The organism is Lysobacter sp. FW306-1B-D06B (assembly GCF_038446665.1).
Taxonomy (GTDB): Bacteria; Pseudomonadota; Gammaproteobacteria; order Xanthomonadales; family Xanthomonadaceae; genus Lysobacter_J.
This window is the reverse complement of record NZ_CP151802.1, coordinates 181,586-206,253: the sequence shown is the minus strand read 5'-3', so window position 1 is coordinate 206,253 and position 24,668 is coordinate 181,586. Positions and strand designations below refer to the sequence as shown.

Here is a 24,668-nt window from a genome sequence, read left to right as displayed (position 1 = left end):
GACGCGAACCTGCAGTAGCGCAGCGGGCGCGAAGCCGCAGCAGTGGAACGCGGTGTCGGCCACGCCTCGCACAGCGGGGACACGCGGGCGCGACTAGACTTGCCCGGGTTCGCATCCCCGAGACCACCGCCATGCTCAAGACGCCCGCCTACGCCGCACTCAACGCGACCACGCCGCTCGCGCCGTTCACCGTCGAACGCCGCGAGCCCGGTCCGCGCGAGGTGCTGATCGACATCCTCTACTGCGGCGTGTGCCACTCCGATATCCACCAGGCGCGCGACGGCTGGGGCGGTTCGCTCTTCCCGATGGTGCCGGGGCACGAGATCGTCGGCCGCATTTCACGCGTCGGTGGGCAGGTGGACACCTTCAAGGTCGGCGACGTGGTGGGCGTTGGGTGTTTCGTCGATTCCTGCCGCGAATGCCCGTCCTGCCGCGCCGGCGAGGAGCAGTACTGCGACTTCGGCATGAGCGGCACGTACAACAGCTACGAGCGCGATCCGCAGAGCCATCGCATCGACAAGAGCCGGCCGACCTACGGCGGCTATTCCACGCAGATCACGGTGGATGCGGACTACCTGCTGCGCATTCCCGAGTCGATTCCGCTCGACCGCGCAGCGCCCTTGCTGTGCGCGGGCATCACCACGTACTCGCCGCTCAAGCACTTCGGCGTGAAGCCCGGCGACCGCGTCGCGGTGGTGGGCCTGGGCGGACTGGGCCACATGGGCGTCAAGCTGGCCGCGGCGATGGGCGCGCACGTCACCGTGCTGAGCACGTCCGAATCCAAGCGCGCCGACGCGCTCGCGCTGGGCGCCCAGGACTTCGCCGCCACGCGCGACGGCCAGGTGTTCAAGGCGAAGGCGGGCCAGTTCGACTTCATCCTCGACACCGTTTCGGCCGAGCACGACTACAACCTCTACCTCAACCTGCTCAAGCTCGACGGCACGATGATCCTGCTCGGCATCCCGGAGGCGCCGGAGGCGGTGTCGGCCGGCGCGCTGATCCGCAAGCGCCGCCGCCTGGCGGGCTCGATGATCGGCGGCATCCGCGAGACGCAGGAGATGCTCGACTTCTGCGCGCAGCACGGTGTCGCCTCCGACATCGAACTGATCCGCATGGACCAGATCAACGAAGCCTACGAGCGCATGTTGAAGTCGGACGTGCGCTATCGCTTCGTGATCGACATCGCGAGCCTGCGCGACGGCTGAGGCTGTGGCCTGACACAGACGAAAGCCCCTCTCACCGGGAAAGGGGTTGGGGTGAGGGCCAACGGAGTGGTCGCATCGAAACGGCGGTGCCTCACTGCACTGCGCGTGCGAGCCCAACGTTGCGTCCCCTCATCCGCCCCTGGATCAAGTCCAGGGCAGGCGCTTCGAGCACCTTCTCGCGGAGGGAGAAGGGGCGTAGCCCGGGTAAGGCCGAAGGCCGCACCCGGGAGCTTGTGTGCACGTAACGCGCCTCCCGGGTGTGCTTCGCTTACCCGGGCTACGGAGCGAGCCCATCCCGCCCGCGCCGCTATAGTGCGAGCCCCCCACGCCGATTTCCGCCATGTCCCCCTCGCACAACCCGCACCAGGCCCGCGCGATGCTGACCATGCTGGTCGCCGTGGCGATGTTCGCGATGATGGATGCGGCCCTGAAACAGCTGTCCACGCACTACCCGCCGTTCCAGGTGGCCTCGCTGCGTGGCGCCGCATCGCTGCCGCTGGTGCTGGTGTGGGCGCTGGCGACGGGCGGCGTGGCGACGCTGTTCCGCGTGCGCTGGTCGCTGCACCTGCTGCGCGGCGTGCTGGGCGTGGCGATGATGGCGACCTTCATCTACGCCGTGTCGAAGCTGCCGCTGTCGACGACCTATTCGGTGTTCTTCGTCGCGCCGCTGCTGATCACCGCGCTCTCCGTGCCGGTGCTGGGCGAGAAGGTCGGGCCGCGGCGATGGACCGCCATTGCCGTCGGCCTGATCGGCGTGCTGGTGCTGCTGCGTCCCACCGGCGAGGGCATGATCAGCCTGGCGGCGCTGGCCGTGCTGGTGGCGGCCGTGATGTATGCGATCAGCGCGATCACCGTGCGCGTGCTCGCGCGCACCGACAGCACGCAGTCGATGATGGTGTGGCTGATGGTGATGATCGCGATCGGCGCCGGCGTGCTGGCGTGGCCGGAGTGGGTGCCGATCCGTCGCGAGGACCTGTGGCTGATCGCCGGCATCGGCGTCGCCGGTGCGCTGGGGCAGTACGCGATCACCGAAGCATTCCGCCTGGGCGAGGCCTCGGCCATCGCGCCGCTGGAATACACCGCGCTGGTGTGGGGCGTGCTGTTCGACCTGACCTTCTGGGGCGTGCTGCCCGATGCGATCACCTGGATCGGCGCGGCCATCATCGTGGTCAGCGGCCTGTACCTGATCCGCCGCGAGCGCGTGCACGTGGAAGCCGAGCACCCCTGAGGCGAGCAGCTCGCACGGGCGCAGCCCGGAAGCACGGCACGGTGAGGGCTCACCGTGCGTGCGCTGGCCGCCCGGCGCAGGCCGGTGCGGTTATCGCTCGGTGCTGGCCGACAGTGCGGCGTTGAGCGCCGTGTTTCCGCTCACCAGGTCGGCCCAGCGCAGTTCCTGGCCGTTGCGGCGACCCTTCTCGACCAGCTTCAGGCCATCGGCGTCGATGGTGAGGGTGTAGGCGCGCTCTTCGATCTGGATCTCGCGACGCAGGGGCTTGTCGAGCTTCGTGGTCATGCGGGAACTCCTTGCGGGTGGTCTGCCGGAATCACCGCGACCCTAACGGTCGGCGGTTATAGCCGCGTGAACGCGTCAACGACGCGGTCGGGCCCGGCGTGATGGAAATGTGGTGATGCGTGATGCCGAACGGGAAACGGGCCCGCGAGGGGCCCGTTTCGTACGTCGATGGAACGATGGTGATTAGAAGCGGGCGCCCAGGCCCACACCGACGCTCACCGGATTCAGCTCGGCCTTGCCGACCTTCGCGCCGTCCACGGTGACGTCCGGCTGGCCGGTGGTGTCCTGCATGTAGCGCACGTCGGCGCGCGCGAACCAGGTCGGGGTGATGTTGACGTCCACGCCCGCGGTCGCCATCGCACCCTTCGCGGTGCCCACGCCGATGCGCTGGCCGGCGAGCGCGCCGCTCGGCTCGGCCTTCTCGCCGTCGGTGTTGGCTTCGTAGTAACCCAGGCCCACGAACGGGCGCGCGATGCTCTGCGTGGTGCCGAAGTGGTACTGGCCGCTCAGCGCGTAAGGCTGTGTGTCGACGCTGGCGATCTTGCCGTTCGGCGTCCTGACGCGATTGCCGAACTTGTCGGCCGCGCCCCACGCCTCAACGGCGATGTTGTCGGTGATGTAGTAGTTGGCGCTCAGCGTGGCGGCGCCGGAGCCGTCGACGTTCGTGCGCGTGCCGTCGATGGACGGGTTCTTGGTCGGCTCGGAAAGTGCGTAGCCGCCGACGACGGCGAAACGCTTGCCGCTGGTGTCCGGGCCGGTGATGTCCTGTGCGAACGCGGACGGGGCAATGGCCAGGGTGGCCACGATGGCCAGGGTCAACTGACGGAAATGCTGCATGGAGAGAACTCCTCGTTATTGGATGCATGCCTTGGGGGAGGCTGCCTTTCGCAAGGCGGCGCCAACTTAGCGATCGACGCATGAATCGTTCTTGCCCCGCGAACCCACGCTCACGGAACTTTCGCGATGCGAACGTGCTTCGCGGCGGTGCGCGCGTCTGCCACGCAGCAGCTGAATCGCCGTTGAGCCCGTGCGTCATGCGTTCACGCCTGCTCCACGCACGCGCGGCGGAAAGAGCGTGCAGTGCCGGTGGAGGACATCGCCGCGCCCGCGAGGCAAGATAGGAAGGCCACGGACCGCGGGGGATCGCTCCATGAATCGACTGTTAGCGTCGTGCCTGCTGCTCGCCGCCTGCGCGGCGCAGGGCGCATTCGCGGCGGAGGTCGACCTCGACGCGTCGTGCAACATGGACAGTGACTACGACCTGACCATCGACGAGCGCAGCGTCATCCTCACGCGCGAATCCGGCGTGCCGAAAGCGATCGTGATGCGCCAGGGGCGGTTGTTCGTCGACGACCGCTGGGTGGAACTGGGCAAGGCCGACCGCCAGCGCATTGTCGACTTCGAAGCCGGCGCGCGCGCCGCGATGCCCGAGGCGCAGGCCATCGGCCGCGACGCCGCCGACATCGCCTTCACCGTGCTGGGCGAGGTGGCGGCCGGCTTCAGCAACGACCCCAAGTCGGTGCAGCTCAAACTCGATCGCGCGCGCTCGCAGATCGACGCACGCCTGGCACGATCCGTGACGGCGACGCGCTTCAACTCGCGCGACCTGGGACAGGGCATCGGCGAGGCGGTGTCGGAGGTGATCCCCAGCATGATCGGCGACATCGTGTCCGGCGCCATCGGCGCGGCTTTCAGCGGGGACACCAGCCGGCTCAAGCGGCTCGAACGCTTGGATGCCCAGATCGAAGCGAGGGTCCAGCCGCGTGCGCGTGCGCTGGAACAGCGCGCCGACAGCCTGTGCCGACGGATGGGCGAGCTGGACCGGATCGACGATGCGCTGGAATTCCGCCTGCCCGGCGGCCAGGCATTGAACCTGCTGGAAGCCCGTCCTGCCGAGCCGACAACCCCGCCCGCGCACCCCGGACCGGACCCCGCCGAAGAGGCCGCCCGGGCCACTGCCGGGCCCGAAACCACACATTGAGTGTCGGATACCGTGACGTACGGCGGACGCGGTTGGCGCATGGGCCGTCAACCAGCACAATAGGGTTTTCGCGTCTGCGGGACCCCCCACAATGGCTGAGCTCAAAGAAGCACGCGTTCCCGACATCGGGGACTATGAAGGCGTGCCGGTGATCGAATTGCTGGTCGCGGTAGGCGACACGGTCAAGCAGGACCAGGGCCTGGTCACGCTCGAATCCGACAAGGCGACGTTGGAAGTCCCGGCGCCGTTCGCCGGCGTCATCCGCGAAATCAATGTCAAGATCGGCGACGAGCTATCGGAAGGCAGCGTGGTCGCCATGATCGAGGCGACCGACGCCGCACCCGCGGCCGAAGCGCCCAAGCCCGCTGCCGCACCGGCCAAGGCCGCCGAGCCGCCGCGCGCCGAACCGGCCGCGCCCTCGCAGCAGGTCCGCGCCGCGGAGACCGGCAGCAAGGTCGAACCGGTGGTCGTGCCGCAGCAGGCCGACCGCATCGCGCAGGCATCCATCGACGCTTCGCGTCCCGGCACCGATCCGGAGGCGATGCCGCCGCGCACGCCGCCGGTGTCGTTCGATTCCTCCGAACTGATGCCCGACAAGGTGCCCTACGCCAGCCCGGCGGTGCGCCTGTTCGCGCGCGAGCTCGGCGTGGACCTGTCGCAGGTGACGGGCAGCGAGCGCGGTGGCCGTATCGCCAAGGACGACGTGCAGAAGTTCGTCAAGTCGGTGATGGAAGGCGGCGTGGCCGCGCCCGCCGGCGCTGCACCGGTCGCCGGTGGCGGCGGTCTCAACCTGCTGCCGTGGCCGAAGGTGGACTTCGCCAAGTTCGGCGAGATCGAAACCAAGGCGCTGTCGCGCATCCAGAAGCTGTCGGGCGCCAACCTCGCGCGCAACTGGGCGATGATCCCGCACGTCACGCAGCACGACGATGCCGACATCACCGACCTGGAAGAGCTGCGCGTCGCGCTCAACAAGGAAAACGAAGCGCGCTCTTCTGGAGCGGGCGGCGTGAAGCTCACGATGCTCGCCTTCCTGATGAAGGCCTCGGTCGCGGCGATGCAGAAGTTCCCGAACTTCAACGCCTCCCTCGACGCCACCGGCGAGAATCTGGTGCTGAAGAAGTACTTCCACATCGGCTTCGCCGCCGACACGCCCAACGGGCTGGTCGTGCCGGTCGTGCGCGATGTGGACAAGAAGGGCGTGATGCAGATCGCGCAGGAAACCTCGGAGTTGGCGAAGAAGGCGCGCGACGGCAAGCTCGGCCCGGCCGACATGACCGGCGGCTGCTTCTCGATCAGCTCGCTGGGCGGCATCGGCGGCACCAAGTTCACGCCGATCGTGAATGCACCGGAAGTCGCGATCCTTGGCGTGTCCAAGTCGGCGATCCGTCCGGTGTGGGACGGCAAGCAGTTCGCGCCGCGCCTGATCCTGCCGCTGTCGCTGAGCTACGACCACCGCGTCATCGACGGCGCCGCGGCCGCGCGTTTCACCGCGCACCTGGCGCAGTTGCTGGCCGACATGCGGCGCGTGCTGCTGTGACGCGGCGCGCGCTGGGCCTGGCCGCGGCAGTGCTCGCGGCACAGCTGGTGGCCGCGCCCGTCGCGCGTGCCGACGATGCGTGCAAGGTCGACCTCGGCCGCGGCTGGCCGCCGGCGACGGAGAACTACGGCTCCGCCGTGGAGCAGTTGTTCTTCGCCGGCAACAAGCCCGTGCTCAGCCTGACGCGCCTGCCGGCGCGCAGCGTCGAGAGCGGCGTGCAGCTGTTCGCGGGCGAAGGCGAGGGCGATTGGCGCCTGCGTTTCACCGAAGCCGATGAACGCGTCGCCGTGTGGAGCGGCGGCAAGCGCGAACTGCGCGTGGGCCAGCAACCCGACGTGGTGGAAGTGCCGATGCCGGCAGCGCTCGCGCGTCGCGTGCTCGCCGATTGGCAGCGCGCACTGAACGCACAGGTTCCGGCCGATCGCAACGCCGACTTCCACGAAGGCGAAGTGCTGCTCTTCGTCGTGGACGACACCGCCGCGGGCCAACCGCTGCGCGTGAGCGGATTGCAGCCCGGCTGCGGCCCGGTCGCGGAAATGATGGAGCAGGTCGGCCTGATGATCGAGGCGACCGATGCCAGCGACGAGAAGCGCTTCAAGCGTTGGCGCGAACTCGAAGAATCGCTGGACAAACTGGAACAGACGCTCGCCGGCGCCACCGGCTGAGCTGCAGGAGAACCCCACAATGGCGACCATTGAAGTCAAGGTGCCGGACATCGGCGACTACGACGGCGTACCGGTGATCGAATTGCTGGTCGCCGTCGGCGACACGGTGAAGAAGGACCAGGGCCTGGTCACGCTGGAATCGGACAAGGCGACGATGGAAGTGCCTTCGTCGGCCGACGGCGTGGTGAAGGAAATCAAGGTGAAGATCGGCGACAAGGTGGCCGAAGGCGCCGTGATCGCGATCCTGGAAGGCGCCGGCGAAGCCGCCGCGCCCAAGGCGCAGCCGCCCGCGCCGGCCGCCGCGCCTGCGCCGGAAACGGCGAAGCCGCCGGTCGCGCCGTCGCCCGCCGCACCGGCCAGCGAAGCGCCCAAGCCTGCGCTCGGCACCGGTCGCAAGGCCGACGTGGAATGCCGCATCGTCGTGCTCGGTTCCGGCCCCGGTGGTTACACCGCCGCGTTCCGCGCGGCCGACCTCGGCCTCGACACGGTGCTCGTGGAGCGTTACGCCAGCCTCGGCGGCGTCTGCCTCAACGTGGGCTGCATTCCGTCCAAGGCGCTGCTGCACGCGGCGGCGCTGATCGAGGAAGCCGCGCATTCGTCCGACATCGGCATCAGCTTCGACAAGCCGAAGATCGACCTCGACAAGCTGCGCGACTTCAAACAGAACAAGGTCGTCAACCAGTTCACCAAGGGCCTGGCGGGCATGGCCAAGCAGCGCAAGGTGCGCACCGTACAAGGCGTTGGTCGATTCGTTTCGCCCAACGAGCTGGAGATCGCCGGCGACGACGGCAAGACGACGCTGCTGCGCTTCGAGCAGTGCATCATCGCGGCCGGTTCGCAGGCGGTGAAGCTGCCGAACTTCCCGTGGGACGACCCGCGCGTGATGGATTCCACCGACGCGCTGGAACTGGCGGAGATTCCGAAGAAGCTCCTCGTCGTCGGCGGCGGCATCATCGGCCTGGAAATGGCGACGGTGTTCAAGGCGCTGGGCAGCGAAGTCACGGTCGTGGAGTTCATGGACCAACTGATGCCGGGCGCCGACAAGGACCTGGTGAAGCCGCTGGCCGATCGCCTGAAGAAGCAGGGCGTCGTGGTGCACCTGAAGACCAAGGCGGCGAAGGTCGAAGCGGCGAAGGACGGCATCCGAGTTGCGTTCGAGGCTGCCGAAGCCGGCGCCACGCCGGGCCTGGAGGCAGGCACGTGGGATCGCGTGCTGGTCGCCGTGGGTCGCGCGCCGAACGGCAACAAGCTCGACGCCGACAAGGCCGGCGTGCAGGTGACCGAGCGCGGCTTCATTCCGGTCGATCGCCAGATGCGCACCAACGTCCCGCACATCTTCGCCATCGGCGACCTCGTCGGCCAGCCGATGCTGGCGCACAAGGCCACGCACGAAGGCAAGCTGGCGGCGGAAGTTGCGGCGGGCGAGAAGCGTGAGTGGGTTGCGCGCGTGGTGCCGTCGGTGGCCTACACCGATCCGGAAATCGCCTGGGTCGGTGTCACCGAAACCGAAGCCAAGGCCAAGGGCCTGCACGTGGGCGTGGGCAAGTTCCCGTGGGCGGCCTCCGCGCGTGCGGTCGGCATCGGCCGCGGCGAAGGCACGACCAAGCTCATCTTCGACGAGAAGACGCACCGCATCATCGGCGGCGGTATCGTCGGCGTGCACGCGGGCGACCTGATCAGCGAAGTGGCGCTGGCCATCGAGATGGGCGCCGAAGCGGGCGACATCGGCCACACGATCCACCCGCACCCGACCCTCAGCGAGACCGTGGCAATGGCCGCCGAGGTGTACGAGGGCACGATCACGGACCTTTACATTCCGAAGAAGAAGTAAGTCGTCCGCTTCGCGCGGCACGAACGGAACAGGCGCGGATCCCCGCGCCTGTTTTCGTTTGCGATGTCGTGAACTCGACTGCGCTGTGCGCGAGTGCGGTGCGTGCGATCGGATCGAGCAAAAGGAGAAGCCCCGGCATGCGCCGGGGCTTCGGAGTGCCCAACACGACAACCGTTGACGAGGAGGTAAGCGTCGGTGGGCGATCGTGAGGTGGGACCGGCGGTTCGCCGAAAGGTTCCGTGCCTTCGCGGCGAAAATCAGGCGGTGACCGTGTCCTGGCCCGGGAGCCCGCGCTGGCGCCGCGCCTCGATGCGCTTCCACACCTTCTCGTGGAAATGGAACGCGACGGTGTTGCAGGCCGGTTCGACCAGGGCGAGGGCGCCGCCGACCCATACGCTGCCGGTCATCAGGTAGCCGATCGTGAAGGCGACGCTGAAATGGACGGCGGCGAAGCTGAAGGTCTTGGCCATGGCGGAGTCCTCAAGTGAGAGTGGTTCTCATTATGGAGACTCGACCTGGCGGGTCCAATCGAATGTTCCGGCTTGCTCGATAGCTTGCGTCTATCGTCAGAAACTTCTTTCCGGAAGCCTCCAAAACTGCGGGCACGCCCTGAATCGGCTAACCGTGACCCCTGCCGGTTGCCCGGACTTAAGGCTCCCTTTATACTTTTGCGGCTCTACCGGGCGCTTTGCGCCTGCCCCAGACCGACGAGTCCCGCGTGCACGATCCCTTGTCCGCAGGTCGCCGGCTGGCGTCGCGCGCGACTGCCTGGCAGGCCGGCGCGGCAGCGCTGGTCGCGCTGGCCTTCCTCCCCCTCGGGGCGCCTCAGGCGCTGGCGGCGGCGGTCGGCGGTGGCGCGATCGTTGCGGGTGGGGTGGTGGCGGCCCTATTGGCCTTGGGCGGCGGCATCCAGCCGGCCGGCATGGCGATGGGGCGGCTTCTGGCCGGGGTGATGTTGAAGTGGGTGGTGGTGTTTGCAGTTTTAACGCTCGGCCTGGCCGGGTTCAAGCTGCCGCCATTGCCGATGCTGGTGGGAGTGCTTGCGGCGACGCTTGCATTCGTGCTGGCCAATCTTTTGAAACGATAAGGTGTCTTTCGTGAGCGAACAGACCGGTTCGGGCGGCCTGAACGAATACATCCAGCATCACCTCCAGCAGAACACGATCGATCTGTTCGGCGGTGCGTTCCATATCGACACCTGGGCGGTGTCGCTGGTGCTGGGTCTCATCTTCATCGCCTGGTTCGCGTTCTTCGCGCGCAAGGCCACTGCAGGTGTGCCGTCCAAGGGCCAGGCCTTCGTCGAACTCATCCTGGAGTTCATCGACGGCCAGGTGAAGGACAGCTTCCACGGCGACCGTCGTTCGATCACGCCGCTGGCGCTGACGATCTTCATGTGGGTCGTGCTGATGAACGCGATGGACCTGCTGCCGCTGGATGCGCCGTACACGGCCGTCAAGCTGGCCGCCGGCGCGGAGGCTGCGCACCACACCTACTTCCGCTGGGTTCCGACGGCCGATCTCAACACCACGCTCGCCCTGTCGGTGGTGGTGTTCTTCCTCATCCTGGGTCATTCGATCAAGGCCAAGGGCGGCTTCGGCTTCGGCAAGGAACTGCTGACCGCGCCGTTCCACGCGCACAGTGCCGGCGCCAAGATCGCGCTGGCCCCGGCGAACCTCGGCCTCAACGTCATCGAATACCTCGTCAAGCCGGTCAGCCTGGCAATGCGACTGTTCGGCAACATGTACGGCGGCGAGCTGGTCTTCATGCTGATCGCCGGCCTGCTGGGCGGCAGTCTGCTGATGTTCGTGCCGGGCGTGGTGTTCAACATCGCCTGGGCGCTGTTCCACATCCTGATCGTGCTGCTGCAGGCCTTCATCTTCATGATCCTCACCGTCGTCTACATCGCCGGCGCGTACGAGAGTCACTGATTCCGCTTCACCTTCCGCTTCACCTTCCCGTTAGTCCAAACCAAAACGTTTCAGTAGGAGAAAACCATGGAATTCATCGCCAGTGTGCAGGGCCTGACCGCTATCGCGATCGGCATGATGGTCGGCCTCGGCGCGATCGGCGCGTGCCTCGGCATCGCGCTGATGGGCTCGAAGTTCCTTGAGTCGGCTGCCCGTCAGCCGGAGCTGGTTCCGATGCTGCAGGGCCGCATGTTCCTGCTGGCGGGCCTGATCGACGCGGCGTTCATCATCGCGCTGGCCGTCGGCCTGCTGTTCGCCTTCGGCAACCCGCTGCTGGGCGCGCTGACGCAGGCTGCTGGCGCCTAATCAGGCTGCACGGTCTTGCTGAGCCGTCCGCCATGCGGACGGCTCTCCCGGGCGTAACCGCTCGACAGAAAAAAGTTCCATCGGAGCTGTCATGAATCTCAACATGACCTTCTTCGGCCAGATGATCACGTTCATCGTGCTTATCTGGTTCACGATGAAGTTCATTTGGCCGCCGCTGAACAAGGCGATCGAAGAACGTCAACAAAAGATTGCCGAGGGTCTGGCCGCTGCCGAGCAGAGCCAGAAGAACCTCGCACAGGCCCAGCAGAGCGTCGATGCCGAGCTGCGTGCCGCGCGTACCAAGGCCAACGAGATCATCGAGCAGGCGCACCAGCGCGCCAATCAGATCATCGACCAGGCCAAGAACGATGCGGTCGGCGAAGCCAACCGCCAGAAGGCGGCGGCCGAAGCCGAAATCGCCGCGGCGTCCAACCGCGCCCGCGAGGAACTGCGCAAGCAGGTCTCCACGCTGGCCGTGACCGGCGCCGAAAAGCTGCTAAAGCGCGAAATCGATGCCAACGCCCACAAGGCGCTGCTCGATGAGCTGGCAGCCCAGCTTTGATCTGTACGCGGCATCTACCAGGCTCGCTCGAGCGGAATGATCTGAAATGACCCAGGCCTTGACCCTCGCCCGTCCGTACGCCCGTGCCGCCTTCGCGCTTTCGCGCGAGGGCGGTCGCACCGCTGCGTGGTCGCAGGCGCTCGCCTTCGCTTCGCGCGTGGCCGCCGATCCGCAGGCCCAGGCGCTGCTCGGACATCCGCTGCTGAACCCGGCCGACGCCGTTGGCCTGCTCGCGCCGGACGGTGCCGATGAAGCGTTCACGCGCTTCCTCGGCCTGCTGGCCGACAACCGCCGTCTGGCGCTGTTGCCGGAAATCACCGGCCTGTTCGAAGACCTGCGCGCCGAAGCCGAGCGCGTGGTCAAGGCGCGCGTCACCGCCGCCAGCGAACTGCCCGGCGCCGAACTCGAGGCCATCAAGGCCGCGCTGAAGAAGCGCTTCGGCCGCGAGGTCGAGATCGAGACGGCGGTCGATGCCTCGCTGATCGGCGGCGCCGTGATCGACGCGGGCGACGTGGTCATCGATGGCTCGCTGAAGGGCAAGCTCGAACGCCTGCAGTCGACGCTCTCGCAATAACGAATTCATCTGCAAATTCCGGGTAATGCCGGATCAAGGGACTCACCCATGGCAACCACCACGCTCAACCCGTCCGAAATCAGTGAACTGATCAAGACCCGCATCGAGAAGGTCAAGCTGACCGCCGAAGCGCGCAACGAAGGCACCGTGACGTCGGTGTCGGACGGCATCGTGCGCATCTACGGCCTGGCCGACGTGATGCAGGGCGAAATGATCGAGCTGCCGAACAGCACCTACGCGCTCGCGCTGAACCTGGAGCGCGACTCGGTCGGCGCCGTGGTCCTGGGTGACTACGAGCACCTGCGCGAAGGCGACGTCGCCAAGACCACCGGCCGCATCCTCGAAGTGCCGGTCGGCCGTGAGCTGCTCGGCCGCGTGGTGAACGCGCTGGGCGAGCCGATCGACGGCAAGGGCCCGATCGCCGCCACGCAGACCGCTCCGGTGGAGCGCGTTGCCCCGGGCGTGATCTGGCGCAAGTCGGTCGACCAGCCGGTGCAGACCGGTTACAAGACCGTCGACGCGATGATCCCGATCGGCCGCGGCCAGCGCGAGCTGGTCATCGGCGACCGCCAGACCGGCAAGACCGCCCTGGCCATCGACGCGGTGATCAACCAGAAGGGCACGGGCATCAAGTGCGTGTACGTGGCGATCGGCCAGAAGGCCTCGACCGTCGCCAACATCGTGCGCAAGCTCGAAGAGAACGGCGCCCTGGCGCACACGATCGTCGTGGCCGCCACGGCGTCCGAGTCGGCCGCGATGCAGTACATCAGCGCCTACTCCGGCTGCACGATGGGCGAGTTCTTCATGGACCGCGGCGAAGACGCGCTGATCGTGTACGACGATCTGTCCAAGCAGGCCGTCGCCTACCGCCAGATCTCGCTGCTGCTCAAGCGCCCGCCGGGTCGCGAAGCCTATCCGGGCGACGTGTTCTACCTGCACAGCCGCCTGCTCGAGCGCGCCGCGCGCGTGTCCGAGGAGTACGTCGAGAAGTTCACCAACGGTGAAGTGAAGGGCAAGACCGGTTCGCTGACCGCGCTGCCGATCATCGAAACGCAGGCCGGCGACGTGTCCGCGTTCGTGCCGACCAACGTGATCTCGATCACCGACGGCCAGATCTTCCTGGAAACCGACCTGTTCAACGCCGGCATCCGCCCGGCCGTGAACGCCGGTATCTCGGTGTCGCGCGTCGGTGGTGCGGCCCAGACCAAGATCATCAAGAAGCTCTCGGGCGGCATCCGCATCTCGCTCGCCCAGTACCGTGAGCTGGCTGCGTTCGCGCAGTTCGCTTCCGACCTGGACGAAGCCACCCGCAAGCAGCTCGAGCGCGGTCAGCGCGTCACCGAGCTGATGAAGCAGAAGCAGTACGCGCCGATGCCGATCGCGCTTCAGGCCCTGTCGATCTATGCCGTCAACGAGGGTTACCTCGACGACGTGCCGGTCAACAAGCTCCTGTCGTTCGAAGAAGGCCTGCACTCGCACTTCATCAACACCCAGGGCGAGCTGGTCAGCAAGATCAACAGCACCGGCAACTGGAACGACGAGATCGAGGCGACCTTCAAGCAGGGCATCGCCGAGTTCAAGCAGACCGGTACTTGGTGAAGCCGGGAATCGAATAAGGAGAATCGGGAATCGTAGAAGCCAGAGCAACGTGCTCCTGACGATTCCCCATTCCCGATTCCCCATTCCCGAACGAGCGAAGCGAGCGAAAAGATGGCAGGCGGACGCGAAATCAAATCCAAGATCAAGAGCGTGCAGAACACCCGCAAGGTGACGCGCGCGCTCGAGATGGTCTCGGCTTCCAAGATCCGCAAGGCGCAGGAACGCATGAAGGTCTCGCGTCCGTATGCGCGCGTGATGAAGCAGGTCATCGGCCACCTGGCGCAGGCCAATTCCGACTACCAGCATCCGTACCTGGTCGAGCGCCAGGACGTGAAGCGCGTCGGCTACATCATCGTGTCGTCGGACCGCGGCCTGGCCGGCGGCCTGAACAACAACCTGTTCCGCAAACTGCTGGGCGAGTTCCGCAAGTGGCAGGAGCAGGGCGTCGAGATCGACGTGGTCACCATCGGCCAGAAGGCGTCGGTGTTCTTCCGTCGCATCAAGGTCAACATGGTCGGCTCGGTCACGCACCTGGGCGACCAGCCGAAGCTGGAACAGCTGGTCGGCGTCATCAAGGTGATGCTGGACGGCTACAGCGCCGGCAACCTGGACCGCGTCTTCATCTGCTACAACGACTTCGTCAACACGATGACGCAGCGCGCGGCGTTCGACCAGCTGCTGCCGTTGCCGCCGGCGGAGACGCAGGTCGCCAAGCACGACTGGGACTACATCTACGAGCCCGACGCGGCGGCCGTGCTGGAGCACGTGCTCAACCGTTACGTCGAGTCGCTGGTGTACCAGGCGGTGCTGGAGAACGTGGCCTCCGAGCATGCCGCGCGCATGGTCGCGATGAAGGCCGCCTCCGACAACGCCACCAAGCTGATCGGCACGCTGAACCTGGTCTACAACAAGGCCCGCCAGGCGGCGATCACCCAGGAAATCTCGGAAATCGTCGGCGGCGCCGCGGCGGTGTAATCAAAGCCGGGATTCGGGAGTCGGGATTGGAGATTCGATAGAGCAGCGCAGCGCGCTTTTACGAATCCCGAATCCCGAATCACGAATCCCAACGCATCAATCAGGCGACGCAAGCCGCCGAAACGAACAAAGTTAATCGGAGCAACCACAATGAGTCAGGGCAAGATCGTTCAGATCATCGGCGCCGTCGTCGACGTCGAGTTCCCGCGCGAGTCCGTGCCGAAGGTGTACGACGCGCTTAAGGTCGCCAACACCGAGATCACGCTCGAAGTGCAGCAGCAGCTGGGCGACGGCGTCGTGCGCACCATCGCGCTCGGCTCGACCGACGGCCTCAAGCGCAACCTGGTGGCCAACAACACCGGCAAGGGCATCTCGGTGCCGGTCGGTGCCGGCACGCTGGGTCGCATCATGGACGTGCTGGGTCGCCCGATCGACGAAGCCGGCGACGTTGCCGCTTCCGACCATTGGGAAATCCACCGCGCCGCTCCGTCGTACGAGGACCAGTCCTCGGGTAACGACCTGCTGGAAACCGGCATCAAGGTCATCGACCTGATGTGCCCGTTCGCGAAGGGCGGCAAGGTCGGCCTGTTCGGCGGCGCCGGCGTCGGCAAGACCGTCAACATGATGGAACTGATCAACAACATCGCCAAGGCGCACTCGGGTCTGTCCGTGTTCGCCGGCGTGGGCGAGCGTACCCGCGAGGGCAACGACTTCTACCACGAGATGAAGGACTCCAACGTCCTCGACAAGGTCGCGATGGTGTACGGCCAGATGAACGAGCCGCCGGGCAACCGCCTGCGCGTCGCGCTGACCGGCCTGACCATGGCCGAGTACTTCCGCGACGAGAAGGACGCCTCGGGCAAGGGCCGTGACGTGCTGCTGTTCGTCGACAACATCTACCGCTACACGCTGGCCGGTACCGAAGTGTCGGCGCTGCTGGGCCGTATGCCGTCGGCCGTGGGTTACCAGCCGACGCTGGCCGAGGAAATGGGCGTTCTGCAGGAGCGCATCACCTCGACCAAGACCGGTTCGATCACCTCGATCCAGGCCGTGTACGTGCCCGCGGACGACCTGACCGACCCGTCGCCGGCGACCACCTTCGCCCACCTCGACGCCACCGTCGTGCTGTCGCGAAACATCGCTTCGCTGGGCATCTACCCGGCGGTCGATCCGCTCGACTCCACCTCGCGCCAGCTCGACCCGAACGTGATCGGCCACGAGCACTACGACGTCGCGCGCAAGGTCCAGTCGACGCTGCAGAAGTACAAGGAACTGAAGGACATCATCGCGATCCTCGGCATGGACGAGCTGTCGGAAGAAGACAAGCAGGCCGTGTCGCGCGCCCGCAAGATCGAGCGCTTCTTCTCGCAGCCGTTCCACGTGGCCGAAGTCTTCACCGGTTCGCCGGGCAAGTACGTCGCGCTGAAGGACACGATCCGCGGCTTCAAGGGCATCGTCGAAGGCGAGTACGACCACCTGCCGGAGCAGGCGTTCTACATGGTCGGCGGCATCGAGGAAGCGGTCGAGAAGGCCAAGAAGATCACGGGTTGATCCGTTGATCTTGTCCCCTCTCCCGCTTGCGGGAGAGGGTTAGGGTGAGGGCTCTGCCTTCACCCTCACCCCAGCCCTCTCCCGCAAACGGGAGAGGGGGACAAAGCAGAAAGGCACGTTCTCTATGGCATCCACGATTCGTTGCGACATCGTCAGCGCCGAGCAGGAAATCTTCCACGGCGAGGCCGAGCTGGTCGTCGCCACCGGTGAGATCGGCGAGCTCGGCATCGCGCCGAAGCACGCGCCGCTGATCACGCGCCTCAAGCCGGGCAAGGTCGTCGTGACCCTGCCGGGCGGCGAGCAGCTGGACTTCGCGATCTCCGGCGGCATCCTCGAGGTGCAGCCCACCGTCGTCACCGTGCTGGCCGACACCGCGGTGCGCGCGCAGGACATCGACGAAGCCGCCGTCCGCGCCGCGAAGGAAGAGGCCGAGCGGATCCTGTCGAAGAAGGATCCGAAGATGAGCATGGAAGAGGCCCAGTCGCAGTTGGCGATGAGCATCGCCCAGCTCAGTGCGCTGGAGCGTCTGCGCAAGAACATGAAGCATTGAGTCCCGCGCCGGCCGCACGGCCGGCTGCGGACAAGAAAAACGCCGGCAATGCCGGCGTTTTTCTTTGGTGCCGAAGCTGCCTCAGCGCCGGTAGACCCAGTGCCGCGAGAGCACGAAGCCTACCGAGGCCAGGACGAGCTCAATGGCCGGTTTGGCGACCCAGGCCCACTGCAGACCCACCGTGTCGTCGACATGGCCCAGAGACCACGTGCTCACCACTGTCGTGGCGATCCACATCGTCAGGAAACGCGCGAACTGTCGCCGCCCCACCTTGGTGTCCTCTCCGGCGAAGGTGACGCGCCCGTTGAGCCAGAAGCCCAGCACGGCACCGCTCACCCGACCCAGGACGTTTGCCGGCTCCACGGCCAGGCCCATCGCGCTCAGCGACACGAACATCGCCCAGTCGACCAGCAACTGGAGCAGGCCTATCACGAGGTAGCTGCTGCCCTGGCGGACCAACGGGGAGCCGGAAAACCATCTGCGCATGCGCACATTCTAGACAGGGCCGCGTCAGGCCGCCGGTGCGAAACCCTCCGGCCTTCAGGTAGTGTCGGGTCGATCCGGGCGGGCATCGCGATTGCTAAGATTCCGCCACATCTTAAGGTCGCACAGCACAGGATGGCCGCATGAACCCGTTACACGTCGTGATCCTCGCAGCCGGCGAGGGCAAGCGGATGAAATCCTCCACGGCCAAGGTGCTGCAGAAGATTGCGGGCAAGCCGATGCTGGGCCATGTGATCGATACCGCGCGCCAGCTGGGAGCCACGGGGATTCACGTGGTCTACGGTCACGGCGGCGAGCAGGTACGCGCGGCCTTAGCCGACCAGACCGATCTGCACTGGACCGAACAGGAGCAGCGCCTGGGCACGGGCCACGCCGTGCAGCAGGCGATGCCGTCCATTCCAGTCGATGCGCGCGTGCTCATTCTTTACGGCGACGTGCCGCTGATCACCACCGAGACCTTGCAGCGCCTGCTGGCCGCACCAGGCCGCATCGCCGTGCTGGTGGCGGACCTGCAGGACCCGACCGGCTACGGCCGCATCGTGCGCGACACGCAGGGGCGTGTCGGCCGCATCGTCGAACACAAGGACGCAGACGACGAGCAGCGCGAGATCCGCACCGTCAATACCGGCATCCTCGTGGCCGATGGCGAAGCACTGCGTCGCTGGCTTCAGCATCTGGGCAACGACAACGCGCAGGGCGAGTACTACCTCACCGACGTGTTCGCGTCGGCGGCCGCCGAATTCAACGCGGCGGAGATGGTGCATGTGCAGGACCCGCTCGAAGTCGAGGGCGCCAACGATGCATGGCAGCTTGCGCAGCTCGAACGCGCGTTCCAGCGCCGTGCAGCGCGCGCGCTGTGCATGCAGGGCGCCCGCCTCGCGGACCCCTCGCGTTATGACCAGCGAGGCGATGTCCGTGTCGGTCGTGACGTGGAGATCGACGTGGACGTCGTGCTGGAGGGCAACGTCGTGCTTGGCGACGGCGTGCGCATCGGCCCCTTCTGCCGGCTCAAGGACGTGACGCTGGGCCCGGGCACGGAGGTGCGTGCGCACTGCGACATGGACGGCGTCATCGTCGAAGGGGCCGCGCAGATCGGTCCCTATTCGCGCCTGCGTCCGGGCACCGTGCTGGCCGACGGCGTGCACGTGGGTAACTTCGTCGAGACCAAGAACACGCGCATCGGCGTGACCAGCAAGGCCAACCATCTCACTTACCTGGGCGACACGGTGATCGGTGCGGGCGTCAACGTCGGCGCGGGTACCATCACCTGCAACTACGATGGCGTGAACAAGTCCAGGACCACCATCGAGGATGGCGCGTTCATCGGCTCCAACTCCTCGCTGGTGGCGCCGGTCACCATCGGCAAGGATGCCACCATCGCCGCGGGCTCCGTCGTCACGCGCGATGCGCCCGAAGGCAAGCTCACCGTCGCGCGTGCGCGGCAGGCGACCATCGAAGGGTGGCAACGGCCGAAGAAGAAGCCGAAGGTGTAGGCGGACGTCAGGATCTTCGCCGCAAGTAAGGGCGTTGCCGGTGACGAACAGTGGGAGGAAAGTGCCCGCCTTGCCTCGCAGCACAGGCAAGACGTCCGTGGAAAAAGGCCGCTGAAAAGCGTGTCGCTGCGCTGATCCTCGCATTGACGCCCCAACCGCCGAACTTCGCGACCAATGTGCGTGATCGCGACGGGCCGGTCGAAATTAACACCGGGCGCGGATGTGCATTGCGAGACAGTTTCGCCGATCGATGCCGTGCGACGCGAAGTCAGCCCGGGTGGCTGCGTGATCAGTGCGCGACTCGGTTCGCATCGAATGCGCCGAAGAGAGTTCGCCAAGCTTCACGGCCGGCTGAGTGGCCCTGCCGTGAAGCTGACAAGAAAGTGCGAACGCCGTAGTCGGCTTACTCCACCGTCACCGACTTGGCCAGGTTGCGCGGCTTGTCCACGTCGGTGCCGCGGGCGAGGGCGGCGTGGTAGGCGAGCAGCTGCACGGGGATGGCGTGCACCACCGGCGACAGCACGCCGACATTGCGCGGTGCGCGGATCACGTGCACGCCTTCCGACGGACCGAACTGGCTGTCTTCGTCGGTGAAGACGAACAACTCGCCGCCGCGCGCGCGCACTTCCTGCATGTTGGACTTCACCTTCTCCAACAGGCTGTCGTTCGGCGCGATGACGACGACCGGCATCGCCGCGTCCACCAGCGCCAGCGGGCCGTGCTTGAGCTCGCCTGCCGGATACGCCTCGGCGTGGATGTAGGAGATTTCCTTGAGCTTGAGCGCGCCTTCCAGGGCGATCGGGTAGTGCACGCCGCGACCGAGGAACAATGCGTGCTGCTTCGGCGCGAAACGCTCCGCCCACGCGGTGACCTGCGGCTCCAGGTTGAGCGCGTGCTGCACGCTACCGGGAAGGAAGCGCAGCGCGTCGAGATACTGGCCTTCCTGCTCCACGCTCAGGCGGTTCTGCAGCTTCGCCAGCGTGGCCGCCAGCGTGAACAGCGCCACCAGCTGCGTGGTGAAGGCTTTGGTGGAGGCCACGCCAATCTCGGCGCCGGCGCGGGTGTAGTAGACCAGCTTGCTGGCGCGCGGGATCGCGCTCTCCGGCACGTTGCAGATCGACAGCGTGCGGTCGTGGCCCAGCGACTTGGCGTACTTCAGCGCCTCCATCGTGTCGAGCGTTTCGCCCGACTGCGAGATGGTGACGATCAGGTGCTTCGGGTTCGCCACCGCCTTGCGGTAGCGGTATTCGCTGGCGATCTCGACCGAACACGGCAGCCCGGCGATCGCTTCGATCCAGTAGCGCGCGGTAAGGCCGGCGTAGTAGCTGGTGCCGCAGGCGAGGATCTGCACGCCGTCCACGTCGCGCAGCACGTCTTCGGCCTTGGCGCCGAACAGCAGTGGGCTGAAGGCATTGGCGTCCATCACCGCTTCGATGGTGTCGGCGATGGCGCGCGGCTGCTCGTGGATTTCCTTCTGCATGAAGTGGCGGTACGGGCCCAGCTCCAGCGACGCCAGCGAGACGTCGGACACGTGCACTTCGCGCGCGATCTCCACGCCGTGCACGTCGAACACGCGCACGCCCTGGCGGGTGACTTCGGCGGTATCGCCTTCTTCCAGGAAGATCACCTGGCGCGTGGCCTGCAGGATCGCCGAGACATCGCTGGCGACAAAGTTCTCACCTTCGCCCAGGCCCACCAGCAGGGGGCAACCCATGCGCGCAACGATCAGGCGCTCGGGCTCGCGCTTGCTGACCACGGCGATGGCATAGGCGCCCACGAGTTCGTGCACGGCCTTCTGCACGGCGGTCAGCAGGTCCGCGCCCTGCGACTGATGGAAGTGGATCAGGTGGGCGATGACTTCCGTGTCGGTCTGCGACTCGAACACGTAGCCCTTGGCGCGCAGCGCTTCGCGCTGCTCGTCGTGGTTCTCGATGATGCCGTTGTGCACCACCGCCAGCTCGCCGAAGGAGATGTGCGGGTGCGCATTGGCCTCGGTCACGCCGCCGTGGGTGGCCCAGCGGGTGTGGCCGATGCCGAGCGTGGCGCTGAACGCCTCACTCTGCGCGGCGGCTTCCATCTCGGCCACGCGGCCGGTCCGGCGCACGCGGCGGACGTTGCTGCCGTCGAGCACGGCGATGCCGGCGGAATCGTAGCCTCGGTATTCCAGGCGCTTGAGGCCTTCGATGAGCACCGGCACCACGTCGCGGTCTGCGATCGCACCAACGATTCCACACATGCAGCGCAACTCCAGAGCAGGAAGGCGACCAGTTTAGCGGGAGGTACGCGACGCCTGCTGTACAGCGGACAGCCGGGTGTCCGCGCGGACGCCCCGGACACGGTGCGTTCGACGCAAGTGGTTGAAATTTAAGACATGAGAAGTTGGCACGGTCCATGCTCGTAATGAGGGCATCCCGACTCGTCCCAGACCGCATGATCCGCGACACCTCCGGCCAAGACCGCGTTATCGCCGCGCCTCCCGCCCATCCCCGCCGCAAGCAGCTGCTCATCGGCGGCGGCGTGGCGGCCGCACTGCTGCTGGCCTTGAGCGTGCCCACGCTGGGCCGCTGGCTCGGCGCCGGGCAGTCCGTGAGTGGCGAGCGCCTGCGCACGGCCGAGGTCCATCGCGGCACGCTGGTGCGGGACGTGGCGGTGCAGGGGCGCATGGTCGCCGCCGTCAGCCCGACCCTGTACGCGCCCGCCGCCGGCACCGTCACCCTGAAGGTCCGGGCCGGCGACACGATCAAGCAGGGCCAGACGTTGGCCTTGATCGACAGCCCGGAGCTGCGCAGCAAGCTCGTCCAGGAGCAATCCACCCTCGCCAGCCTGCAGGCCGAAGCCGGCCGCGCCGCGCTGGACGCGCAACTGGCGCGCTCCACCGCGCAGAAGGCGCTGGACCAGGCCGAGATCGACCGCACTGCCGCCCTGCGCGACCTGGAGCGCAGCCAGCGCGGCTTCGAGGGCGGCGCGGTGTCGAGCATCGAGGTCGCCCGCGCGCAGGACACGCTGAAGAAGGCCGACATCGGCCTGTCGCACGCACAGCGCGACTACGGCCTGCAGGATCGCGGCGCCGGTCTGGACACGCGCAACAAGCACCTGCTCGCGCAGCGCCAGCAGGCGCTCGTCGACGAACTGCAACGTCAGGTGGACGAACTCAACATCCGCTCGCCCGTGGACGGCATGGTCGGCACGGTCAACATCACCGACCGCACCGTGGTGCCGCTGAACCAGCCGCTGCTGGTGGTCGTCGACCTGCGCGAGCTGGAAGTGGAACTGCCCGTGCCGGAAAGCTACGCCGACGACCTGCGCCTGGGCATGGGCGCGGAGATCAGCTACGGCGGGCAGAAGTACAACGGCACGCTGCGTTCGGTTTCGCCTGAAGTGGTGAACGGTCAGGTGATGGCGCGCGTGCGTTTCGCCGAACAGCAGCCCGACAACAAGCGCCCCACCGGCCTTCGCCAGAACCAGCGCGTCAGCACGCGCGTGATGATCGAAGAAAAGCCCAACGTGCTGATGGTCCAGCGTGGCCCGTTCCTCGACACCGGCGGCGGTCGCGTCGCCTACGTCATGGACGGCGACACCGCCGTCAAGACTTCCATCACCACCGGCGCCAGCAGTCTGTCCGACGTGGAAGTGCTGTCGGGCCTGAAGCCGGGCGACCGCATCGTCATCTCCGACACCACCGCATTCAACGGCGCCGACGAAGTCATGGTCAACGATTGAGCCGCGCGACGCATCACACCCGCATCCACACCGACGAACACACGCACCACCAGGAGCCCGCCATGCTGAAGATGACCCACCTGAGCAAGGTCTACCGCACCCACATGATCGAGACGCATGCGTTGCGCGGCTTCGACATCCACGTGCGCGAAGGCGAGTTCGTCGCCGTCACCGGACCGTCGGGCTCGGGCAAGACGACGTTCCTCAACATCGCCGGATTGCTGGAGGATTTCAGCGATGGCGACTACCTGCTCGACGGCGTGTCGGTGAAGGGCCTGGACGACAACGCACGTTCGCGGCTGCGCAACGAGAAGATCGGCTTCATCTTCCAGGGCTTCAACCTGATCCCCGACCTCAACCTGTTCGACAACATCGACGTGCCCCTGCGCTACCGCCGCATGGGCGCGGCCGAGCGCAAGCAGCGCATCGAGCATGCGTTGGGCCGCGTGGGCCTGACCTCGCGCATGAAGCACTACCCGTCCGAACTCTCCGGCGGCCAGCAGCAGCGTGTCGCCATCGCACGTGCACTGGCCGGCTCGCCGCGCCTGCTGCTCGCCGACGAGCCCACCGGCAACCTCGATTCGCTGATGGCGCGCGGCGTGATGGAGCTGCTGGAGGAGATCCACGCGCAGGGCACGACCATCGTGATGGTCACGCACGATCCGGAGCTCGCCGCGCGCGCGCAGCGCAACGTGCACATCATCGACGGCCAGGTCACCGACCTCGACGATGCCCCGCGCCTGGGCGGCGAAGTGGCCGCCGCGACCGCCGCCGCCGCTGTGACGGCCGGCTGAGGAGGGCGCCCATGTTCACCTACTACCTGCGCCTGGCGATGATCTCGCTCAAGCGCAACCGCATCCTCACCGCGTTGATGGTCACGGCGATCGCATTGGGCATCGGCATGTCGATGACCTCGATGACGGTGCTGCACATGATGGCCAGCAACCCGATGTCCTACAAAGACGAACAGGTCCGCCGCGTGCAGCTGGACAACTGGGACGTCAACGAGCCGTGGGACGAGGACAACCCGACCGAGCCGCCGGACCTGATGACCTATCAGGACGCCAACAACCTCGTGCAGGCGCACAAGGCCGAGCACGAAGCGGCGTTCTTCCCCAACGTGCTTCCGCTGGAGCCGGACAAGCGCGAGATCAAGCCCTACATGGTCGAAGCGCTGTTCACCACCTCGGGTTTCTTCCCGATCTTCGAGCCGCCCTTCCGCTACGGCACCGGCTGGACGCCCGCCGAAGACCGCAACGCCGCGCGTGTGGCGGTGATCGACAGCGAGACCAACGACAAGATCTTCGGTGGCGAGAACAGCGTCGGCCGCAAGCTTCGCCTGGGTGGCGAGGACTTCACCGTCGTGGGCGTGCTGGAGAAGTGGAGGCCGACGCCGCGCGTCTACCATGTCGCCAACGGCGCGTTCAACGATCCGCAGTCGGTGTTCGTGCCGTTCGCCTTCGGCATCGAGAAGCAGCTCAACAGCAACTCCAACAACAGCTGCTACAAGGATTCCGGGCCGGGCTATCAGGGACTGCTGACATCGGACTGCATCTGGATCGACATGTGGGTGCAGGTCAAGGACGAGGCCGACGCGCAACGCTACCTGAGCTTCCTCAACGACTACGTCGGCGAGCAGAAGAAGGCCGGCCGCTTCCCGCGCCCGGTGAACAACCGCGTGTACACCGTGTCGCAATTCCTCGAGGCGCAGCGTGTCGTCGGTCGTGACGTGCGCACGCAGGTGTGGCTGGCGTTTGCATTCTTCGCGGTGTGCCTGATCAACACCGTGGGTCTGCTGCTGGCCAAGTTCATGGGCAAGGCGCCGGAAATCGGCCTGCGTCGTGCGGTGGGCGCCAGCAAGCCGGCGGTCTTCGCGCAGTACCTCACCGAATCTGGGCTGGTCGGCGTCGCCGGCGGTTTGCTCGGGCTGGTGCTGACCGGGCTGGGCCTGCTTGCGCTGCGCAAGCTCTACGCGGGCACCTCGATCGAGAAGCTTGCGGAGCTGGACTGGACCATGGTCGGCCTGTCGTTGCTGATCGCCCTGGTCGCCAGTCTGATCGCCGGCCTCTACCCGACGTGGCGCGCCTGCCAGGTGCAGCCGGCCACGCAGCTGAAGACGCAGTAATCGCGAGGAC

Annotated in this window: 24 protein-coding genes; 19 read left to right on the top strand and 5 right to left on the bottom strand. The window is 66.7% G+C overall.

Features of this window, described 5'->3' with window-relative positions; translation table 11 throughout:
- Positions 1–131 precede the first annotated feature (131 nt).
- Positions 132–1,205 carry an NAD(P)-dependent alcohol dehydrogenase gene (locus AAFF32_RS00970; RefSeq protein WP_216965772.1) on the top strand — a complete coding sequence of 358 codons (1,074 nt, stop codon included), beginning with the start codon at positions 132–134 and terminating at the stop codon, positions 1,203–1,205.
- A 340-nt stretch (positions 1,206–1,545) separates the two neighbouring features.
- Positions 1,546–2,433 (top strand): DMT family transporter, encoded by an 888-nt coding sequence (locus tag AAFF32_RS00965; RefSeq protein WP_342316183.1) that lies wholly within the window; start codon positions 1,546–1,548, stop codon positions 2,431–2,433.
- A gap of 90 nt (positions 2,434–2,523) precedes the next feature.
- Here AAFF32_RS00965 and AAFF32_RS00960 read toward each other — a convergent pair whose 3' ends face one another.
- Both AAFF32_RS00960 and AAFF32_RS00955 read right to left on the bottom strand, forming a co-directional pair.
- On the bottom strand, positions 2,524–2,718 hold the full coding sequence (locus tag AAFF32_RS00960; RefSeq protein ID WP_216965776.1) for a hypothetical protein: 195 nt from the start codon (positions 2,716–2,718) through the stop codon (positions 2,524–2,526).
- Positions 2,719–2,901: 183 nt separating this feature from the next.
- Complete coding sequence (locus tag AAFF32_RS00955) at positions 2,902–3,555, bottom strand: OmpW family outer membrane protein (protein ID WP_342316182.1); 654 nt, start codon at positions 3,553–3,555, stop codon at positions 2,902–2,904.
- A 313-nt stretch (positions 3,556–3,868) separates the two neighbouring features.
- Here AAFF32_RS00955 and AAFF32_RS00950 point away from each other — a divergent pair, with 313 nt between their 5' ends.
- From AAFF32_RS00950 to lpdA, 4 genes are all read left to right on the top strand, one after another.
- The gene (locus AAFF32_RS00950; RefSeq protein WP_342316181.1) at positions 3,869–4,699 is read left to right on the top strand and encodes a DUF2884 family protein; all 831 of its coding nucleotides are present in this window, start codon (positions 3,869–3,871) and stop codon (positions 4,697–4,699) included.
- Positions 4,700–4,790: 91 nt separating this feature from the next.
- A complete protein-coding gene (locus tag AAFF32_RS00945; protein ID WP_342316180.1) occupies positions 4,791–6,236 on the top strand; it encodes a dihydrolipoyllysine-residue acetyltransferase in 1,446 nt (481 codons plus the stop codon).
- The gene (locus AAFF32_RS00940; protein ID WP_342316179.1) at positions 6,233–6,901 is read left to right on the top strand and encodes a hypothetical protein; all 669 of its coding nucleotides are present in this window, start codon (positions 6,233–6,235) and stop codon (positions 6,899–6,901) included. The genes AAFF32_RS00945 and AAFF32_RS00940 overlap by 4 nt, the downstream gene beginning before the upstream one ends.
- Positions 6,902–6,920: 19 nt before the next feature.
- Positions 6,921–8,732, top strand: coding sequence for a dihydrolipoyl dehydrogenase (lpdA, locus tag AAFF32_RS00935; protein WP_342316178.1), 1,812 nt, complete (start codon positions 6,921–6,923; stop codon positions 8,730–8,732).
- Between the two features lie 257 nt (positions 8,733–8,989).
- Here lpdA and AAFF32_RS00930 read toward each other — a convergent pair whose 3' ends face one another.
- Positions 8,990–9,202, bottom strand: a complete 213-nt coding sequence (locus tag AAFF32_RS00930; RefSeq protein WP_216965786.1) for a DUF2061 domain-containing protein — start codon at positions 9,200–9,202, stop codon at positions 8,990–8,992.
- A 278-nt stretch (positions 9,203–9,480) separates the two neighbouring features.
- Here AAFF32_RS00930 and AAFF32_RS00925 point away from each other — a divergent pair, with 278 nt between their 5' ends.
- The 9 genes from AAFF32_RS00925 (at position 9,481) to AAFF32_RS00885 (ending at position 16,816) form a co-directional block, all read left to right on the top strand.
- Positions 9,481–9,819, top strand: coding sequence for a hypothetical protein (locus tag AAFF32_RS00925; protein WP_216966138.1), 339 nt, complete (start codon positions 9,481–9,483; stop codon positions 9,817–9,819).
- A gap of 10 nt (positions 9,820–9,829) precedes the next feature.
- The gene (gene atpB, locus AAFF32_RS00920; protein WP_216965793.1) at positions 9,830–10,660 is read left to right on the top strand and encodes a F0F1 ATP synthase subunit A; all 831 of its coding nucleotides are present in this window, start codon (positions 9,830–9,832) and stop codon (positions 10,658–10,660) included.
- A 66-nt stretch (positions 10,661–10,726) separates the two neighbouring features.
- Positions 10,727–11,005, top strand: a complete 279-nt coding sequence (gene atpE / locus AAFF32_RS00915; RefSeq protein ID WP_137832813.1) for a F0F1 ATP synthase subunit C — start codon at positions 10,727–10,729, stop codon at positions 11,003–11,005.
- Positions 11,006–11,096: 91 nt separating this feature from the next.
- Positions 11,097–11,567, top strand: a complete 471-nt coding sequence (locus AAFF32_RS00910) for a F0F1 ATP synthase subunit B (RefSeq protein ID WP_216965795.1) — start codon at positions 11,097–11,099, stop codon at positions 11,565–11,567.
- Positions 11,568–11,613: 46 nt separating this feature from the next.
- On the top strand, positions 11,614–12,141 hold the full coding sequence (locus tag AAFF32_RS00905) for a F0F1 ATP synthase subunit delta (protein WP_216965797.1): 528 nt from the start codon (positions 11,614–11,616) through the stop codon (positions 12,139–12,141).
- Positions 12,142–12,189: 48 nt separating this feature from the next.
- Positions 12,190–13,740, top strand: coding sequence for a F0F1 ATP synthase subunit alpha (gene atpA, locus AAFF32_RS00900; protein WP_342316177.1), 1,551 nt, complete (start codon positions 12,190–12,192; stop codon positions 13,738–13,740).
- 111 nt (positions 13,741–13,851) lie between these two features.
- A complete protein-coding gene (gene atpG, locus AAFF32_RS00895; RefSeq protein WP_342316176.1) occupies positions 13,852–14,715 on the top strand; it encodes a F0F1 ATP synthase subunit gamma in 864 nt (287 codons plus the stop codon).
- Positions 14,716–14,865: 150 nt separating this feature from the next.
- Entirely contained in the window at positions 14,866–16,266 is a 1,401-nt protein-coding gene (gene atpD, locus AAFF32_RS00890) for a F0F1 ATP synthase subunit beta (RefSeq protein WP_216965803.1), read from the top strand.
- A 124-nt stretch (positions 16,267–16,390) separates the two neighbouring features.
- Positions 16,391–16,816: a F0F1 ATP synthase subunit epsilon gene (locus AAFF32_RS00885; RefSeq protein WP_216965805.1), complete on the top strand. Its 426-nt coding sequence runs from the start codon at positions 16,391–16,393 to the stop codon at positions 16,814–16,816.
- A gap of 81 nt (positions 16,817–16,897) precedes the next feature.
- Here AAFF32_RS00885 and AAFF32_RS00880 read toward each other — a convergent pair whose 3' ends face one another.
- Complete coding sequence (locus AAFF32_RS00880; protein ID WP_216965807.1) at positions 16,898–17,302, bottom strand: GtrA family protein; 405 nt, start codon at positions 17,300–17,302, stop codon at positions 16,898–16,900.
- Between the two features lie 140 nt (positions 17,303–17,442).
- Between AAFF32_RS00880 and glmU the strand changes: the two genes are divergently transcribed.
- On the top strand, positions 17,443–18,813 hold the full coding sequence (glmU, locus tag AAFF32_RS00875) for a bifunctional UDP-N-acetylglucosamine diphosphorylase/glucosamine-1-phosphate N-acetyltransferase GlmU (protein WP_342316175.1): 1,371 nt from the start codon (positions 17,443–17,445) through the stop codon (positions 18,811–18,813).
- Between the two features lie 403 nt (positions 18,814–19,216).
- On the opposite strand, the gene glmS is transcribed toward glmU, so the two are convergent.
- Entirely contained in the window at positions 19,217–21,049 is a 1,833-nt protein-coding gene (glmS, locus tag AAFF32_RS00870) for a glutamine--fructose-6-phosphate transaminase (isomerizing) (protein ID WP_216965811.1), read from the bottom strand.
- A gap of 194 nt (positions 21,050–21,243) precedes the next feature.
- Here glmS and AAFF32_RS00865 point away from each other — a divergent pair, with 194 nt between their 5' ends.
- The 3 genes from AAFF32_RS00865 (at position 21,244) to AAFF32_RS00855 (ending at position 24,658) form a co-directional block, all read left to right on the top strand.
- Positions 21,244–22,533: an HlyD family efflux transporter periplasmic adaptor subunit gene (locus tag AAFF32_RS00865; RefSeq protein WP_216965813.1), complete on the top strand. Its 1,290-nt coding sequence runs from the start codon at positions 21,244–21,246 to the stop codon at positions 22,531–22,533.
- A 62-nt stretch (positions 22,534–22,595) separates the two neighbouring features.
- The gene (locus AAFF32_RS00860) at positions 22,596–23,327 is read left to right on the top strand and encodes an ABC transporter ATP-binding protein (protein WP_216965815.1); all 732 of its coding nucleotides are present in this window, start codon (positions 22,596–22,598) and stop codon (positions 23,325–23,327) included.
- Between the two features lie 11 nt (positions 23,328–23,338).
- Positions 23,339–24,658: an ABC transporter permease gene (locus AAFF32_RS00855; RefSeq protein ID WP_216965816.1), complete on the top strand. Its 1,320-nt coding sequence runs from the start codon at positions 23,339–23,341 to the stop codon at positions 24,656–24,658.
- The last annotated feature ends 10 nt before the right edge of the window (positions 24,659–24,668 follow it).

Bases quoted from the DNA above. Each gene is read 5' to 3' on its own strand.
- AAFF32_RS00910 (WP_216965795.1), top strand. From the start codon at position 11,097: ATGAATCTCAACATGACCTTCTTCGGCCAGATGATCACGTTCATCGTG.
- AAFF32_RS00880 (WP_216965807.1), bottom strand. From the start codon at position 17,302: ATGCGCAGATGGTTTTCCGGCTCCCCGTTGGTCCGCCAGGGCAGCAGC.
- glmS (WP_216965811.1), bottom strand. From the start codon at position 21,049: ATGTGTGGAATCGTTGGTGCGATCGCAGACCGCGACGTGGTGCCGGTG.
- AAFF32_RS00865 (WP_216965813.1), top strand. From the start codon at position 21,244: ATGATCCGCGACACCTCCGGCCAAGACCGCGTTATCGCCGCGCCTCCC.
- atpA (WP_342316177.1), top strand. From the start codon at position 12,190: ATGGCAACCACCACGCTCAACCCGTCCGAAATCAGTGAACTGATCAAG.
- AAFF32_RS00970 (WP_216965772.1), top strand. From the start codon at position 132: ATGCTCAAGACGCCCGCCTACGCCGCACTCAACGCGACCACGCCGCTC.
- AAFF32_RS00860 (WP_216965815.1), top strand. From the start codon at position 22,596: ATGCTGAAGATGACCCACCTGAGCAAGGTCTACCGCACCCACATGATC.
- atpG (WP_342316176.1), top strand. From the start codon at position 13,852: ATGGCAGGCGGACGCGAAATCAAATCCAAGATCAAGAGCGTGCAGAAC.
- AAFF32_RS00945 (WP_342316180.1), top strand. From the start codon at position 4,791: ATGGCTGAGCTCAAAGAAGCACGCGTTCCCGACATCGGGGACTATGAA.
- AAFF32_RS00955 (WP_342316182.1), bottom strand. From the start codon at position 3,555: ATGCAGCATTTCCGTCAGTTGACCCTGGCCATCGTGGCCACCCTGGCC.
- AAFF32_RS00960 (WP_216965776.1), bottom strand. From the start codon at position 2,718: ATGACCACGAAGCTCGACAAGCCCCTGCGTCGCGAGATCCAGATCGAA.
- AAFF32_RS00855 (WP_216965816.1), top strand. From the start codon at position 23,339: ATGTTCACCTACTACCTGCGCCTGGCGATGATCTCGCTCAAGCGCAAC.
- AAFF32_RS00905 (WP_216965797.1), top strand. From the start codon at position 11,614: ATGACCCAGGCCTTGACCCTCGCCCGTCCGTACGCCCGTGCCGCCTTC.
- atpE (WP_137832813.1), top strand. From the start codon at position 10,727: ATGGAATTCATCGCCAGTGTGCAGGGCCTGACCGCTATCGCGATCGGC.
- lpdA (WP_342316178.1), top strand. From the start codon at position 6,921: ATGGCGACCATTGAAGTCAAGGTGCCGGACATCGGCGACTACGACGGC.
- AAFF32_RS00930 (WP_216965786.1), bottom strand. From the start codon at position 9,202: ATGGCCAAGACCTTCAGCTTCGCCGCCGTCCATTTCAGCGTCGCCTTC.
- AAFF32_RS00965 (WP_342316183.1), top strand. From the start codon at position 1,546: ATGTCCCCCTCGCACAACCCGCACCAGGCCCGCGCGATGCTGACCATG.
- glmU (WP_342316175.1), top strand. From the start codon at position 17,443: ATGAACCCGTTACACGTCGTGATCCTCGCAGCCGGCGAGGGCAAGCGG.
- AAFF32_RS00950 (WP_342316181.1), top strand. From the start codon at position 3,869: ATGAATCGACTGTTAGCGTCGTGCCTGCTGCTCGCCGCCTGCGCGGCG.
- atpD (WP_216965803.1), top strand. From the start codon at position 14,866: ATGAGTCAGGGCAAGATCGTTCAGATCATCGGCGCCGTCGTCGACGTC.
- AAFF32_RS00885 (WP_216965805.1), top strand. From the start codon at position 16,391: ATGGCATCCACGATTCGTTGCGACATCGTCAGCGCCGAGCAGGAAATC.